Origin of the sequence: Streptomyces sp. NPDC018947 (genome assembly GCF_044390505.1) — a bacterium.
In the GTDB taxonomy this organism is placed as follows: Bacteria; Actinomycetota; Actinomycetes; order Streptomycetales; family Streptomycetaceae; genus Streptomyces.
Map to the genome: position 1 here is coordinate 18,254 of NZ_JBIRZD010000005.1, position 12,163 is coordinate 30,416.

The 12,163-nt window shown below is 74.4% G+C and carries 10 protein-coding genes and 1 pseudogene; 7 read left to right on the forward strand and 4 right to left on the reverse strand.

Features of this window, described 5'->3' with window-relative positions; all coding sequences use genetic code 11:
- The first annotated feature begins 173 nt into the window (after positions 1-173).
- Positions 174-644: a Dps family protein gene (locus ACH499_RS12005; RefSeq protein ID WP_399015187.1), complete on the forward strand. Its 471-nt coding sequence runs from the start codon at positions 174-176 to the stop codon at positions 642-644.
- Positions 641-937 carry a hypothetical protein gene (locus tag ACH499_RS12010; RefSeq protein ID WP_399015190.1) on the forward strand — a complete coding sequence of 99 codons (297 nt, stop codon included), beginning with the start codon at positions 641-643 and terminating at the stop codon, positions 935-937. Before ACH499_RS12005 ends, ACH499_RS12010 begins: the two co-directional genes overlap by 4 nt.
- 199 nt (positions 938-1,136) lie before the next feature.
- Here ACH499_RS12010 and ACH499_RS12015 read toward each other — a convergent pair whose 3' ends face one another.
- The gene (locus ACH499_RS12015; protein ID WP_399015192.1) at positions 1,137-1,976 is read right to left on the reverse strand and encodes an Fpg/Nei family DNA glycosylase; all 840 of its coding nucleotides are present in this window, start codon (positions 1,974-1,976) and stop codon (positions 1,137-1,139) included.
- A gap of 18 nt (positions 1,977-1,994) precedes the next feature.
- The gene (locus ACH499_RS12020; RefSeq protein WP_399015194.1) at positions 1,995-6,950 is read right to left on the reverse strand and encodes an ATP-dependent helicase; all 4,956 of its coding nucleotides are present in this window, start codon (positions 6,948-6,950) and stop codon (positions 1,995-1,997) included.
- Between the two features lie 93 nt (positions 6,951-7,043).
- Between ACH499_RS12020 and ACH499_RS12025 the strand changes: the two are divergent.
- From ACH499_RS12025 to ACH499_RS12035, 3 genes and pseudogenes are all read left to right on the forward strand, one after another.
- A pseudogene (locus ACH499_RS12025) lies at positions 7,044-7,793 on the forward strand (AraC family transcriptional regulator); the annotation flags it as partial.
- 113 nt (positions 7,794-7,906) lie between these two features.
- Positions 7,907-8,734 carry an AzlC family ABC transporter permease gene (locus tag ACH499_RS12030; RefSeq protein WP_399015196.1) on the forward strand — a complete coding sequence of 276 codons (828 nt, stop codon included), beginning with the start codon at positions 7,907-7,909 and terminating at the stop codon, positions 8,732-8,734.
- Positions 8,731-9,039: an AzlD domain-containing protein gene (locus ACH499_RS12035; RefSeq protein WP_356203169.1), complete on the forward strand. Its 309-nt coding sequence runs from the start codon at positions 8,731-8,733 to the stop codon at positions 9,037-9,039. Before ACH499_RS12030 ends, ACH499_RS12035 begins: the two co-directional genes overlap by 4 nt.
- Positions 9,040-9,054: 15 nt before the next feature.
- Here the strand turns inward: ACH499_RS12035 and ACH499_RS12040 are convergent, their stop codons facing one another.
- Entirely contained in the window at positions 9,055-9,999 is a 945-nt protein-coding gene (locus ACH499_RS12040; protein ID WP_356203170.1) for a hypothetical protein, read from the reverse strand.
- 80 nt (positions 10,000-10,079) lie between these two features.
- Here ACH499_RS12040 and ACH499_RS12045 point away from each other — a divergent pair, with 80 nt between their 5' ends.
- Together ACH499_RS12045 and ACH499_RS12050 are read left to right on the forward strand one after the other, a co-directional pair.
- Entirely contained in the window at positions 10,080-10,274 is a 195-nt protein-coding gene (locus ACH499_RS12045; protein WP_356203172.1) for a DUF3046 domain-containing protein, read from the forward strand.
- Positions 10,275-10,373: 99 nt separating this feature from the next.
- Positions 10,374-11,648: an AI-2E family transporter gene (locus ACH499_RS12050; RefSeq protein ID WP_356203173.1), complete on the forward strand. Its 1,275-nt coding sequence runs from the start codon at positions 10,374-10,376 to the stop codon at positions 11,646-11,648.
- 70 nt (positions 11,649-11,718) lie between these two features.
- Here ACH499_RS12050 and ACH499_RS12055 read toward each other — a convergent pair whose 3' ends face one another.
- Positions 11,719-11,919: a DUF2191 domain-containing protein gene (locus tag ACH499_RS12055; RefSeq protein ID WP_399015199.1), complete on the reverse strand. Its 201-nt coding sequence runs from the start codon at positions 11,917-11,919 to the stop codon at positions 11,719-11,721.
- Between the last annotated feature and the right edge of the window lie 244 nt (positions 11,920-12,163).

Sequence of the window (12,163 nt, forward strand, 5' to 3'; positions counted from 1 at the left end):
CACGAACGTACGAGGCCCCGGCCAGGGCCTCTCCGGGCGACCGGAGGGGTGCGGTCGGGGTTTTTGCGTGCCCGGGCAGGCGCCGGCGGGCGGCGTGTGCGCCGGTTTGCCGGTCACCGGCGCGGCGGTCATCGTGGAGGGGATGAGCGGGGGGCGAACCGACGGAGGTGCGGATGTACGTCGTCAAGAGCCCGTTGACCGATGCGGATCTGAAGATCGTCTCCGAGGCGTTGCAGGGCGCCCTCGTCGACCTGGTGGACCTCGGCCTGGTGGCCAAGCAGATCCACTGGAACGTCGTCGGGCCGCGCTTCCGCTCCGTGCACCTCCAGCTCGACGAGGTCGTCGCCACCGCGCGTACCCACTCCGACACAGTGGCCGAGCGTGCCTCGGCGCTCGGTGTGTCACCGGACGGCCGGGCCGCCACGGTGGCCGTGGGCAGCGGTATCGGGGTGACGCCGGAGGGCTGGGTCGACGACAGCGCGGCGGTGCAGTCGATGGTGGACGCCCTGGGCGCGGTGATCGCCCGGATGCGGGAGCGGATCACGACGACCGGTGAGCCGGATCCCGTGAGCCAGGACATCTTCATCCAGATCACCGCCGATCTCGAGAAGCAGCATTGGATGTTCCAAGCCGAAAACGGATGACGTCGGCGACCGTGCGCCGGGCGGCCGGGCTGGGGCTCGGCGCGCTCTGGTGGTGGGCCGTGCTGCGTCTCGCGCTGGTGCCCGCCGCGGGCCCGGTCGAGGGCGCCGTCGCGGTCGGCGGGTGGGGGCTGAGCGTGCTGCCCGTGCACTGTGTGCCGCGCAGCCGGGCGGTGGGTGCCGTGGGGCCGGGACGGTGGCGCCGGGCCCTTCGGACGACGGTGCGTCCCGCGGTGTCACGGGGTTCCCGGGACGGGGCGGAGGCCGGGCGGTCCGGGGCGGGGCCGGGGGAGTGAGGGGCGGGGGCTCGGTGGTGTGCCGCAGTCGCTCCGCAGGGGGTGCGGCGGGGGTGTTCCTGCCGTCCTGCCGGGGCTCGGCTCGTCTGCCGCCGTTGTTCTGCCGGGCCTTCGGCGTGGGTGCAGGCTCTTCTCGGTCGGAGCTACGCCCGTGGTCGTCCCGGCGGTGCGGCCCCTGTGCCCTTGGCCGGTGGGGGTGTCATGTGCCCGTCCTTCGACGCCCGGCACCCGTGAAGCCGCCCCGGCGTGGGGCGGGGCCCGTCTGGCAGGCGGGGCACCAGTAGGTGGGCCGCTCGCGGGATCCGTCGCCCTGGTCGGCGACGCGGACGGACGTCCCGCAGCGCAGACACGGGCGCGGGGCGCGGCCGTAGACGAACAGGTCGTGGCCGCGCAGGCCCGTCGTGCGGCGGACCGGCCGGTCGCGGTTGGCCTCCAGGAGTCTCCTGGCGAGCGCGGGGAGCCTGGCGGTCCGGTCGGCGGGCAGCTCGCCCACCGGGAGCCAGGGGGTGACGCCGAGCAGGAAGCACAGCTCGCACTTGTAGACGTTGCCGATCCCGGCGAGATTGCGCTGGTCGAGCAGGGCCTCACCGAGGGGACGCGCCGGGTCCGCCCGGAGGTTGGCCAGGGCCTGCCCGGGGTCCCAGTCGGGGCCCAGCAGGTCCGGGCCGAGATGGCCGACGGCGCGCTGTTCGTCGGCGGTGCGCAGCACCTCCAGCACCGGCAGGCGGTAGCCGACGGCCGTGTGGTCGGCGGTGCCGAGGACGACGCGGATCTGGTGGGCGGGTCCGCCGCTCCAGCGCTGCCCCGCGGCGAACACCTTCCAGGAACCGTCCATCCTGAGGTGCGAGTGCACCGTCAGACCGCCCTCGACGCGGGTGAGCAGGTGCTTGCCCCGGGGGGTGACGTCCAGGACGGTGCGGCCGGTGAGGTCGACCGTCGCGTACCGGGGCACGCGGAAGTCGCTGAGGGTCAGCACCTGGCCGGCCAGCGCGTCGTGCAGCCTCTTGGCGGCCTGCCAGACCGTGTCTCCTTCGGGCATGGGTCAAGGGTGACAGGCTCACGCCCTGATGCGCAGGCCGCGCGGGGTCGCGATGAACCCGGCCTCCTCCAGCAGCGGGCCGAGGGGGGACGTCAGGGCGGTCTCGCCGTTGACGCGTTCCACCGTGACCGTGCCGAGGGAGCCCGCGCGGGCGGCCTCGGCGAGCGCCTCCGTCGCCGCGCGCAGAGCGGGATCCCCGGCCGGCGGGCCGTCCGGGGCGGAGGGCCACAGCAGCAGGGTCTTGCCGCCGCGCTCCATGTAGAGCGCCGGCTCCCCGTCCACCAGCACCACCAGGGAACCCGCCTTGCGGCCCGGCTTGTGCGTGGCCCCGGGCGGCGGCTCGGGCCAGCTCAGGGCGGCGCCGTAGGCGTTCGCCGGGTCGGCGGCGGCCAGTACGACGGCCCGGGAGGCGGGGGAGGGGCGTCCGCGCCGGCCGGGGAAACCGACGTCGTACGCGCCGCGGGAGACACCGAAGCCGCCCTGGACGCCCCCGCCCCGCGGGCCGCCGGCGCCGGGCTCGTCGTAGTCGCCCCCGTACGAGGAGTACGGCGAGGAGGACCCCGCGGGGGCGAGACCGTCGCCGAGACGGCCGGGAGCGCCGTCGTCTCCGTAGCCGCCGGCCGGGAAGTCGTCGAAGGCGGAGGTCCAGTCGTCCGGCGGGGTGCCGTCGGGCGAGCCGGCACGGCCCCGGCCGCCGTCGCCGAAGTCCGGGCGGCCCGGTGGACCGTCGCCGCGCTCGCGGGCGTTGGCGACCGCGCGCACCCGGTCCACGGCGCCCTCCATGGCGAACTGGGCCGCGCCGAGCCCCTCCACGACATACCCGCGCCGGGCCTGCCCGCTCTCCTCGAAGGCGGCCAGGACGCGGTACACCGCGGAGAAGCCGCCCTCGACGCCCTCGGCTGCGACGGCGCCGCGGGTCACCACGCCGTGCCGGTCGAGCAGGGTGCGGGCGAGGGCGTGGGCGCGCACCGTGGTGTCGGCCTCGCGGGCCGGGAGCAGCGACCACCGACCCGCCACCGTCGGAGGGCCGGTGCGGGAGGTGGCGCGGGCGGCGGCCGTCAGCGAGCCGTAGCGTCCGCGTGGCACCGCGCGCTTGGCGCGGTGGGCGGTGGAGCCCGCGGTGCGGCCCGAGCCCAGCAGGGAGCGCAGGGGCGAGAGGGTGTCGTTCGTCAGCCGGCCGGACCAGGCCAGGTCCCACAGGGCGTCGGCCAGTTGCGGATCGGTGGCGTCCGGGTGCGTGGTGGCGCGGACCTGGTCGGCGATCTGGCGGAAGAACAGGCCGTAGCCGCCGGAGAGGGCGTCCAGCACGGACTGGTGGAGGGCGGTCGTCTCCAGGGGGAGCGGGGGCGGCAGGAGCAAGGGGGCCGAGTCCGCCAGATAGAGCGAGACCCAGCCGTCCTTGCCGGGCAGGGAACCCGCTCCGGCCCACACCACCTCGCCGGCCGCCGTGAGCTCGTCCAGCATCGCCGGCGTGTAGTTCGCCACGCGGGACGGCAGGACCAGCTTCTCCAGCGCCGACGCGGGCACGGCCGCGCCCTGCAACTGCTCGACCGCCCGCACCAGCCCGTCGATGCCGCGCAGCGCGTGGCCCTTGCCGATGTGCTGCCACTGGGGCAGGAACTGGCCGAGCGCGGCCGGCGGCACCGGCTCCAGCTCGTGCCGCAGCGCGGCCAGGGAACGGCGGCGCAGCCTGCGCAGGACGGTCGCGTCGCACCACTCCTGGCCGATCCCGGCCGGGTGGAACTCGCCCTGCACGACCCGGCCCGCCGCCGCGAGCCGCTGGAGTGCGCCCTCGGTCACGGCGACGCCCAGTCCGAAGCGGGCCGCGGCGGTGACCGAGGTGAAGGGGCCGTGGGTGCGGGCATGGCGGGCGAGGAGGTCGCCGAGCGGGTCCTTGACCGGCTCGGTGAACGCCTCGGGCACACCGACGGGCAGCGCCGTGCCCAGCGCGTCCCGCAGCCGGCCCGCGTCCTCGATCGCCGCCCAGTGGTCCGCGCCGGCGATCCGGACCCTGATCGCGCGGCGGGCCGAGGCCAGCTCCCGCGCCCACGGTGGTTCCGCGCCGCGCTCCGCCAGTTCGGCGTCCGTGAGCGGGCCGAGCACCCGCAGCAGGTCGGCGACGCCCTCGGGGTCCTTGACGCGCCGGTCCTCGGTGAGCCACTGCAGCTCGCGCTCCAGCTCGGTGAGCACGTCCGCGTCGAGCAGTTCGCGCAGCTCCGTCTGGCCGAGCAGCTCGGCCAGCAGCCGCGAGTCCAGCGACAGGGCGGCCGCACGGCGCTCGGCCAGCGGAGAGTCGCCCTCGTACAGGAACTGGGCGACGTACCCGAACAGCAGGGAACGGGCGAAGGGGGACGGCTCCGGGGTGGTGACCTCCACCAGGCGTACCTTGCGGGACTCCAGGTCGCCCATCAGCTCGACCAGGCCGGGCACGTCGAAGACGTCCTGGAGGCACTCGCGGACCGCTTCCAGCACGATCGGGAACGAGCCGTACTCGCTCGCCACCTCGAGCAACTGCGCGGCGCGCTGACGCTGCTGCCACAGCGGGGTGCGCTTGCCGGGGCTGCGGCGGGGCAGCAGCAGCGCGCGGGCGGCGCACTCGCGGAAACGGGACGCGAACAGGGCCGATCCGCCCACCTGGTCGGTGACGACCCGGTCGACCTCGCCCTTGTCGAAGACGACGTCGGCCGCGCCGACCGGCGCCTGCCCGGCGTCGTACTCCCGGCCGAGCCCGGCCGGGTCCTGGTCGAGCAGGTCGAGGCTCATCAGGTCGGCGTCCGGCAGGCGCAGCACGATGCCGTCGTCGGCGTGCATGACCTGGGCGTCCATGCCGTACCGCTCGGACAGGCGGGCGCCGAGCGCGAGCGCCCAGGGGGCGTGGACCTGGGCGCCGAAGGGGGAGTGGACGACGACGCGCCAGTCGCCGAGCTCGTCCCGGAAGCGCTCCACGACGATGGTGCGGTCGTCGGGGACGTGGCCGCAGGCCTCGCGCTGTTCGTCGAGGTAGGACAGCACGTTGTCCGCGGCCCAGGCGTCCAGGCCCGCGGTGAGCAGGCGCAGCCGGGCGTCGTCCTTGCCGAGGGAGCCGACCTCGCGCAGGAAGGCGCCCAGCGCGCGGCCCAGTTCGAGGGGGCGGCCGAGCTGGTCGCCCTTCCAGAACGGCAGCCTGCCCGGCACACCCGGAGCGGGGGAGACCAGCACGCGGTCGCGCGTGATGTCCTCGATGCGCCAGGAACTGGTGCCGAGCGTGAAGACGTCCCCGACACGGGACTCGTACACCATCTCCTCGTCCAGCTCGCCGACCCGGCCGCCGCCCTTCTTGGGGTCGGCCCCGGCGAGGAAGACGCCGAAGAGCCCGCGGTCGGGGATCGTGCCGCCGGAGGTGACGGCGAGGCGCTGGGCACCCGGGCGGCCGGTGACGGTGCCCGCGACCCGGTCCCACACCACGCGCGGGCGCAGTTCGGCGAACGCGTCGGACGGATACCGGCCGGCGAGCATGTCGAGGACGGCGGTGAACGCCGACTCCGGGAGCGAGGCGAAGGGGGCGGCGCGGCGGACGGTGGCGAGCAGGTCGTCGACCTGCCAGGTGTCCAGCGCGGTCATCGCGACGAGCTGCTGGGCCAGGACGTCCAGCGGGTTCGCGGGGATCCGCAGGGCCTCGATGGCGCCGCTGCGCATCCGCTCGGTGACCACGGCGGCCTGCACCAGGTCACCGCGGTACTTCGGGAAGACCACGCCGGTCGAGACGGCGCCGACCTGGTGACCCGCCCGGCCCACGCGCTGGAGGCCGGAGGCGACGGAGGGCGGGGACTCGACCTGGACGACGAGGTCGACGGCGCCCATGTCGATGCCGAGCTCCAGGCTGGACGTGGCGACCACGGCGGGCAGGCGGCCCGCCTTGAGGTCCTCCTCGACGAGGGCGCGCTGCTCCTTGGAGACCGAGCCGTGGTGGGCGCGGGCGATCACGGGCGGGGCGCCCTGCGCGGCACCCGAGCCGCCCATGAGCTGCGCGGGGGAGTGGTGCTCGTCCAGGGGTTCGCCGGTCGCCCGCTCGTAGGCGATCTCGTTGAGCCGGTTGCACAGGCGCTCGGCGAGGCGCCGGGAGTTCGCGAAGACGATCGTGGAGCGGTGCGACTGGACGAGGTCGGTGATGCGTTCCTCGACGTGCGGCCAGATCGACGGGCGTTCGGCGCCCTCGTTGCCGTCGGCGACCGGGGAGCCGCCCAGCTCGCCCAGGTCCTCCACCGGGACGACGACGGAGAGGTCGAACTCCTTGCCCGAGGCCGGCTGGACGATCTCCACCTTGCCGCGGGGGGCGAGGAACCTGGCCACCTCGTCCACCGGGCGGACCGTCGCCGACAGGCCGATGCGGCGGGCCGGCTTCGGCAGCAGCTCGTCCAGGCGCTCCAGGGTGAGCGCGAGGTGGGCGCCGCGCTTGGTGCCCGCCACCGCGTGCACCTCGTCCAGGATGACCGTCTCCACACCGGTCAGCGCGTCGCGGGTGGCCGACGTGAGCATCAGGAACAGGGACTCCGGCGTCGTGATCAGGATGTCCGGAGGGCGGGTGGACAGGGCCCGGCGCTCGGCGGCCGGGGTGTCGCCCGAGCGGATGCCGACCTTCACCTCGGGCTCGGGCAGACCGAGCCGGACGGCTTCCTGGCGGATGCCGGTCAGCGGACTGCGCAGGTTCCGCTCGACGTCGACGGCCAGGGCCTTGAGCGGGGAGACGTACAGCACACGGCAGCGCTTCCTGGGGTCGGCCGGCGGGGGCGTGGAGGCCAGCTCGTCCAGGGCGGCGAGAAAGGCGGCCAGCGTCTTGCCGGAGCCGGTGGGGGCGACCACCAGCACGTCCGAGCCCTCACCGATGGCCCGCCACGCGCCCGCCTGGGCGGCGGTGGGCGCGGAGAAGGCGCCCGTGAACCAGCCGCGGGTCGCGGGGGAGAAGCCGTCGAGGGCCCGGTGTGCGGAGCTGACCATGGATCCATCGTGCACCCGGGCACTGACAATCGGCCCGAGCCGGGCGAACGGGCCGGGGCGGGCGGCTCGCCGGGCGTGGCGGAGAATGGACCCATGGCGGGATCGGGTGAGCGGGCACGGCACTGGCAGTACGCCGAGCTGCCCGGTGTCGACCTGCTGCGGGCCCAGTACATACGGAAGACCTTCGTCCGTCACACGCACGAGCACTTCGTCATCGCCGCCATCGCCGACGGCGCGGAGATCTTCCACCACGGCGGGAGCGACCAGTACGCGGCCGCCGGATCGCTCGCCCTGGTCAACCCCGACACCCCGCACACGGGACGCGCGGGGACACCGGAGGGCTGGCGATACGGGGCCGTGTATCCCGCACCCGAGGTGGTGGCCGCGATCGCGGCGGAGACGACCACCCTGCGCGGGACGCCGGGGTTCGTCCGGCCGGTGCTCGACGACCCGTACAGCGTCGAGCTGGTGCACCGGGTGCTGCGGGCCACCGACGAGGGCAACGCGCTCGCCGCCGACACCCTGCTGCGCGTGGCCGTGACCCGGCTGCTGCGGCTGAACGGAGGCCCGCTGCCGAGGCGGGACGTGCGGACCGCCGGCGCCCGCGTCGCGGCACGCGCGCATGCCGCGCTGGAGGAGCGCATGGCCGACCCGCCGAGCCTGGAGGCGCTGGCCGCGGAACTCGGCAGCAGCCCGTTCGCACTGCTGCGGGCCTTCCGGGACGCGTACGGGATGCCGCCCCACACCTGGCTGACGGACGCCCGGGTGCGCCGGGCCCGGCGGATGCTGGACGCCGGGACGACCCCGGCCGAGGCGGCCGTCGCCGTGGGGTTCACCGACCAGCCCCACCTGAACCGGCACTTCACCCGCATCGTGGGGGTGCCTCCCGGCGCCTACCGGCGGGAGCGCAAGAACGTACAAGACGCGCGGCGGCGACTTCTCCTACCGTCCGACATGTGGCAGATCAGACAGTCGTCCCGGTCACGGACAGGGACGGGAACAGGGAAACGGACACCGCACGCAAACCGGACTCCGCGGTCGTACGGGACGCCCTCGGAGTGGGCGTCGCCGTCGGACTGTCCGGGTTCGCCTTCGGGGTGACCTCGGCGGGCAGCGGACTCACGCTGCTCCAGACGTGCGCGCTCAGCCTCCTCGTCTTCACCGGGGCGTCCCAGTTCGCGCTCGTGGGGGCGCTCGCGGCCGGCGGCAATCCGCTCACGGCCGCGGCGGGGGCCTTCTTCCTCGGCGTGCGCAACGCCTTCTACGGACTGCGTCTTTCGCAGTTGCTGGCCCTCCCGCGCGCGGTGCGGCCGTTCGCCGCGCAGTGGGTGATCGACGAGACGACCGCCGTGGCGCTCGCGCAGCCAACGCGGCGCGCGGTGCGGATCGGGTTCACCGTCACCGGACTCACCCTGTACGTGCTGTGGAACCTCACCACCCTGCTCGGCGCGATGGGCGCGGAGGCCATCGGGGACACCGACGCCTGGGGCCTGGACGCGGCCGGACCGGCGGTCTTCCTCGCTCTGCTCGCGCCGATGCTGAAGACCACCACCGAGCGGGCGGTCGCCGCCCTGGCCGTGCTCCTCGGGCTCGGTCTGCTGCCCGTCCTGCCCGCCGGCGTGCCCGTCCTGGTGGCGGCCCTGGCGGCGCCGGCCGTCCTGTGGGCGCGGGGACGCCGCGGAAGCGAAACCGTGGCGGCATCCCCGCGCAAGGACGCAGAGGACGATGGGCGGGACGGCGCGCGGGGCCCCGTCCAGGGCTCCGGCCGGGAGGGAGAGCGGTGAACATCTGGATCGCGATCGGCGTGACCGCAGTCGGCTGCTACGCCGTCAAGCTCATCGGGCTGCTGGTGCCCGCGGGCGCCCTGGAGCGGCCGGTGGTCAGGCGGCTCGCCGCCCTGCTGCCCGTCGCCCTCCTCGCCGCGCTCACCGCCCAGCAGACCTTCGCGGACGGACACGCGCTCGTCCTCGACGCGCGGGCCGCGGGAGTCGCCGCGGCCGCCGTGGCCCTGCTGCTGCGGGCACCGTTCCTGCTCGTGGTCGCGGCGGCCGTCGCCGTGACCGCCGGCGTGCGGGCCCTGGGCGGCTGAGGAGGGCCGGCCCGGTCAGCCGAGGGGGCGGCCGTAGGCCCGCAGGGTGCGCAAGGCGTCCAGCGTCACCCGGGGGCGCGCCTCCAGCGCCGGAGCGGGTGCCCACCGGCGCCACCGCACGGGCCAGCCGCCGTCCTCGTGCTGCTCCGCGGAGAGGAAGTCGAGGGACCGGGCCATCTCGGCGTCCGTGAACCACGCGCGCGCGAGGGAGAGCGGATCCCTCGCGTAGTCGTGCGGGAAGTGGTGCTCGCCCGGCGCGTAGCCCGGCGGGACCGGGTACGCGTCACGGTCGTCGGGGTCCAGCACCGCGAGGCGCTGCTCGCGCACGAGGCGGCCCAGCCTGTCGGCCGCCGCCCGCGCGCGCGGGCGGTCGGGGACGGAGTCCAGGAAGGTGACGGCGGCCTCCACCTCGTACGGGTGCGTGGTCCCCAGCGACTCGACCGCCCGCCAGCAGAAGTCCGTGGCCCGGAACAGCCAGGCGTGCCAGACCTCGTTGCGGTGCAGCAGACCGGCCACCGGACCGGTGGCGAGCAGGTCCCCGGGCGGGTCGTCCACCACGGGCACGAAGGGCGCGGTCGGGTAACCGCGCTGGCTGGGAAGGAGGGCCGGCAGGGCACCGTCGGCGGTGGAGACGGAGGTCAGGTAGCGGCACACGCGTTCCACGCGCTGCCCGCCGCACCGTCCGACGGCGTCCAGGACGGCCAGGGCGTGCGCGGTGTGCAGCGGCTGGCTGACCGGGCCGCGCAGATCGGGCTCCAGCGCGTGGCCGTATCCGCCGTCCTCGTTGCGGTAGGCGTCCAGCGCGGTCTCCACCGGGTCGGCGCCGCCGCCGCGGAAGTGGTGGGCGAACAGGCGCTGCTCCAGCACGCGCGCGGTGAGCCAGACGAAGTGCTCCGCGCGCGCGAGCGGGGTGCGCGCCGGGGGCGTCGGGGGGAGTGGGGAAGCTCCGTTTTCGGCCATGCGTCAGACCGTAGGACGGAAAGCGCCCCGGCACCCGGTCCCGGCGCCGGGCCCACTCTCAGGGGCGGGATACTGGAGTCATGCGGTTGACGGTCTTCTGGGAGCGGATGACGGAGCACTTCGGCCGGGGGTACGCCGAGACCTTCGCGCGCGATCACGTCATGACGGAACTCGGCGGTCGTACGGTGCACGAGGCACTGGACGCCGGCTGGGACGCCAAGGACGTGTGGCGTGTGGTCTGCACCGTCATGAACGTGCCACAGGAGCAGCGCTGACGGGTCACGGAGACCGGGGACCGGGGAATCGCTGTCACGTCGGTCACGAACACCGGCGACCGGGGAATCGCCGTCACGCGCGTGGGTGAGACTTGGTGCGTGGCATCCACAGACGAGACCGGGCGGACGACCCGGCACGACTCCCCGTCCGGCACGACGCCGCCCGCTCCTCCCCCCAACGGTGGCAGCGCGGGACCGGGTGCGCGCATGCCGCGGTGGCTGCCGCGGGCCATGGTGCTGGCCCTCTCCCTGGTCGCCGTCTTCCAACTGGGGAGCTGGGCCTTCCACCAGCTCACCGGCCTGCTGATCAACATCCTCATCGCGTTCTTCCTGGCGCTCGCCATAGAACCCGCGGTGAGCTGGATGGCCGCGCGCGGCATGCGCCGCGGACTGGCGACCTTCCTCGTCTTCCTCACCGTGCTCATCGCCGCCGCGGGGTTCGTGACGCTGCTCGGCTCGATGCTCGCGGGCCAGATCGTCAAGATGGTCGAGGACTTCCCGGACTACCTCGACTCCGTGATCAACTGGATCAACGGCCACTTCCACACCGAACTGAGAAGGGTGGACGTCCAGGAGGGCCTGCTCCGCTCCGACTGGCTGCGCAACTACGTGCAGAACAGCGCCACCGGCGTCCTGGACGTGTCCGCCCAGGTCCTCGGAGGCCTCTTCCAGCTCCTGACGATCCTGCTGTTCTCGTTCTACTTCGCCGCCGACGGCCCCCGGCTGCGGCGCGGGCTGTGCTCCGTCCTGCCGCCCGCCCGGCAGGCCGAGGTGCTGCGCGCGTGGGAGATCGCCGTCGACAAGACGGGCGGCTACCTGTACTCGCGCGGGCTGATGGCGCTGATCTCCGGCGTCGCCCACTACATCCTGCTGGAGATCCTGGCGGTGCCCTACGCGCCCGCGCTCGCCGTGTGGGTGGGCCTGGTGTCGCAGTTCATCCCCACCATCGGCACCTATCTCGCGGGCGCCCTGCCCATGCTGATCGCCTTCACGGTCAACCCCTGGTACGCGCTGTGGGTGCTGGTCTTCGTGGTGATCTACCAGCAGTTCGAGAACTACGTGCTGCAGCCCAAGCTGACGTCGAAGACCGTGGACATCCATCCCGCGGTCGCGTTCGGCTCGGTCATCGCGGGCACCGCGCTGCTCGGCGCCGTCGGTGCCCTGATCGCCATCCCGGCGGTCGCCACGCTGCAGGCGTTCCTCGGGGCGTACGTCAAGCGGTACGACGTGACGGACGACCCTCGTGTCCACGGGCACCGCGACCGCCGCGGGGGCGGTCCGGGGGCCTTCATGCGCGCGCGCAAGCTGTGGGCGCGGCGGCGTGGTGAGGAGTCCACCGGCGAGGAGGGCTCCGGGCAGGGGGGCTCCGTCTGAGGAGCCGGCGCGGCACCGGCGGCACCGTGCCGTCCGGCAAGGACGGCACCGTGCCGCGTCACCGGCGGGCTCAGCCCTGCGCGTCCTGCGGCTTGACGTCGGCCTCGCGCAGGTTGCGGTCCGTGGCGCCCGTACGGGTCTCCGTGCGGTGGCCGCGCGCGATGTAGTCGCGGACCACCGCCTCGACGGCGTCCTGGGGCGAGCCGATGCCGGCCAGGACCATCACCTCCACCACCAGTTCGGCGTCGAGACTGATGCTGACCTTGGCCATGGTGCCCCCTCTTCGCGCGGCGTCCCGTCCGCGCACTCTAGCCCCAGGACGGGGCGGCGTACGCTCGGAGGTGCCGCGTGGTGCGCTTGACACAAAAATCGAACATCCATTCTTATGGAGGCTCCGGCGAGGCTCGTGACGGGCGATTCGACTGGGTTTGGACGGAGAAGTGCCCGAGTTATCCACAGGCCGGACCCGCATCGAGGCGCATTGTCAGTGGCAGGCATTAGCGTCTTTGACGTGA

Bases quoted from the DNA above. Each gene is read 5' to 3' on its own strand.
- ACH499_RS12005 (WP_399015187.1), top strand. From the start codon at position 174: ATGTACGTCGTCAAGAGCCCGTTGACCGATGCGGATCTGAAGATCGTC.
- ACH499_RS12010 (WP_399015190.1), top strand. From the start codon at position 641: ATGACGTCGGCGACCGTGCGCCGGGCGGCCGGGCTGGGGCTCGGCGCG.
- ACH499_RS12015 (WP_399015192.1), bottom strand. From the start codon at position 1,976: ATGCCCGAAGGAGACACGGTCTGGCAGGCCGCCAAGAGGCTGCACGAC.
- ACH499_RS12020 (WP_399015194.1), bottom strand. From the start codon at position 6,950: ATGGTCAGCTCCGCACACCGGGCCCTCGACGGCTTCTCCCCCGCGACC.
- ACH499_RS12040 (WP_356203170.1), bottom strand. From the start codon at position 9,999: ATGGCCGAAAACGGAGCTTCCCCACTCCCCCCGACGCCCCCGGCGCGC.
- ACH499_RS12045 (WP_356203172.1), top strand. From the start codon at position 10,080: ATGCGGTTGACGGTCTTCTGGGAGCGGATGACGGAGCACTTCGGCCGG.
- ACH499_RS12055 (WP_399015199.1), bottom strand. From the start codon at position 11,919: ATGGCCAAGGTCAGCATCAGTCTCGACGCCGAACTGGTGGTGGAGGTG.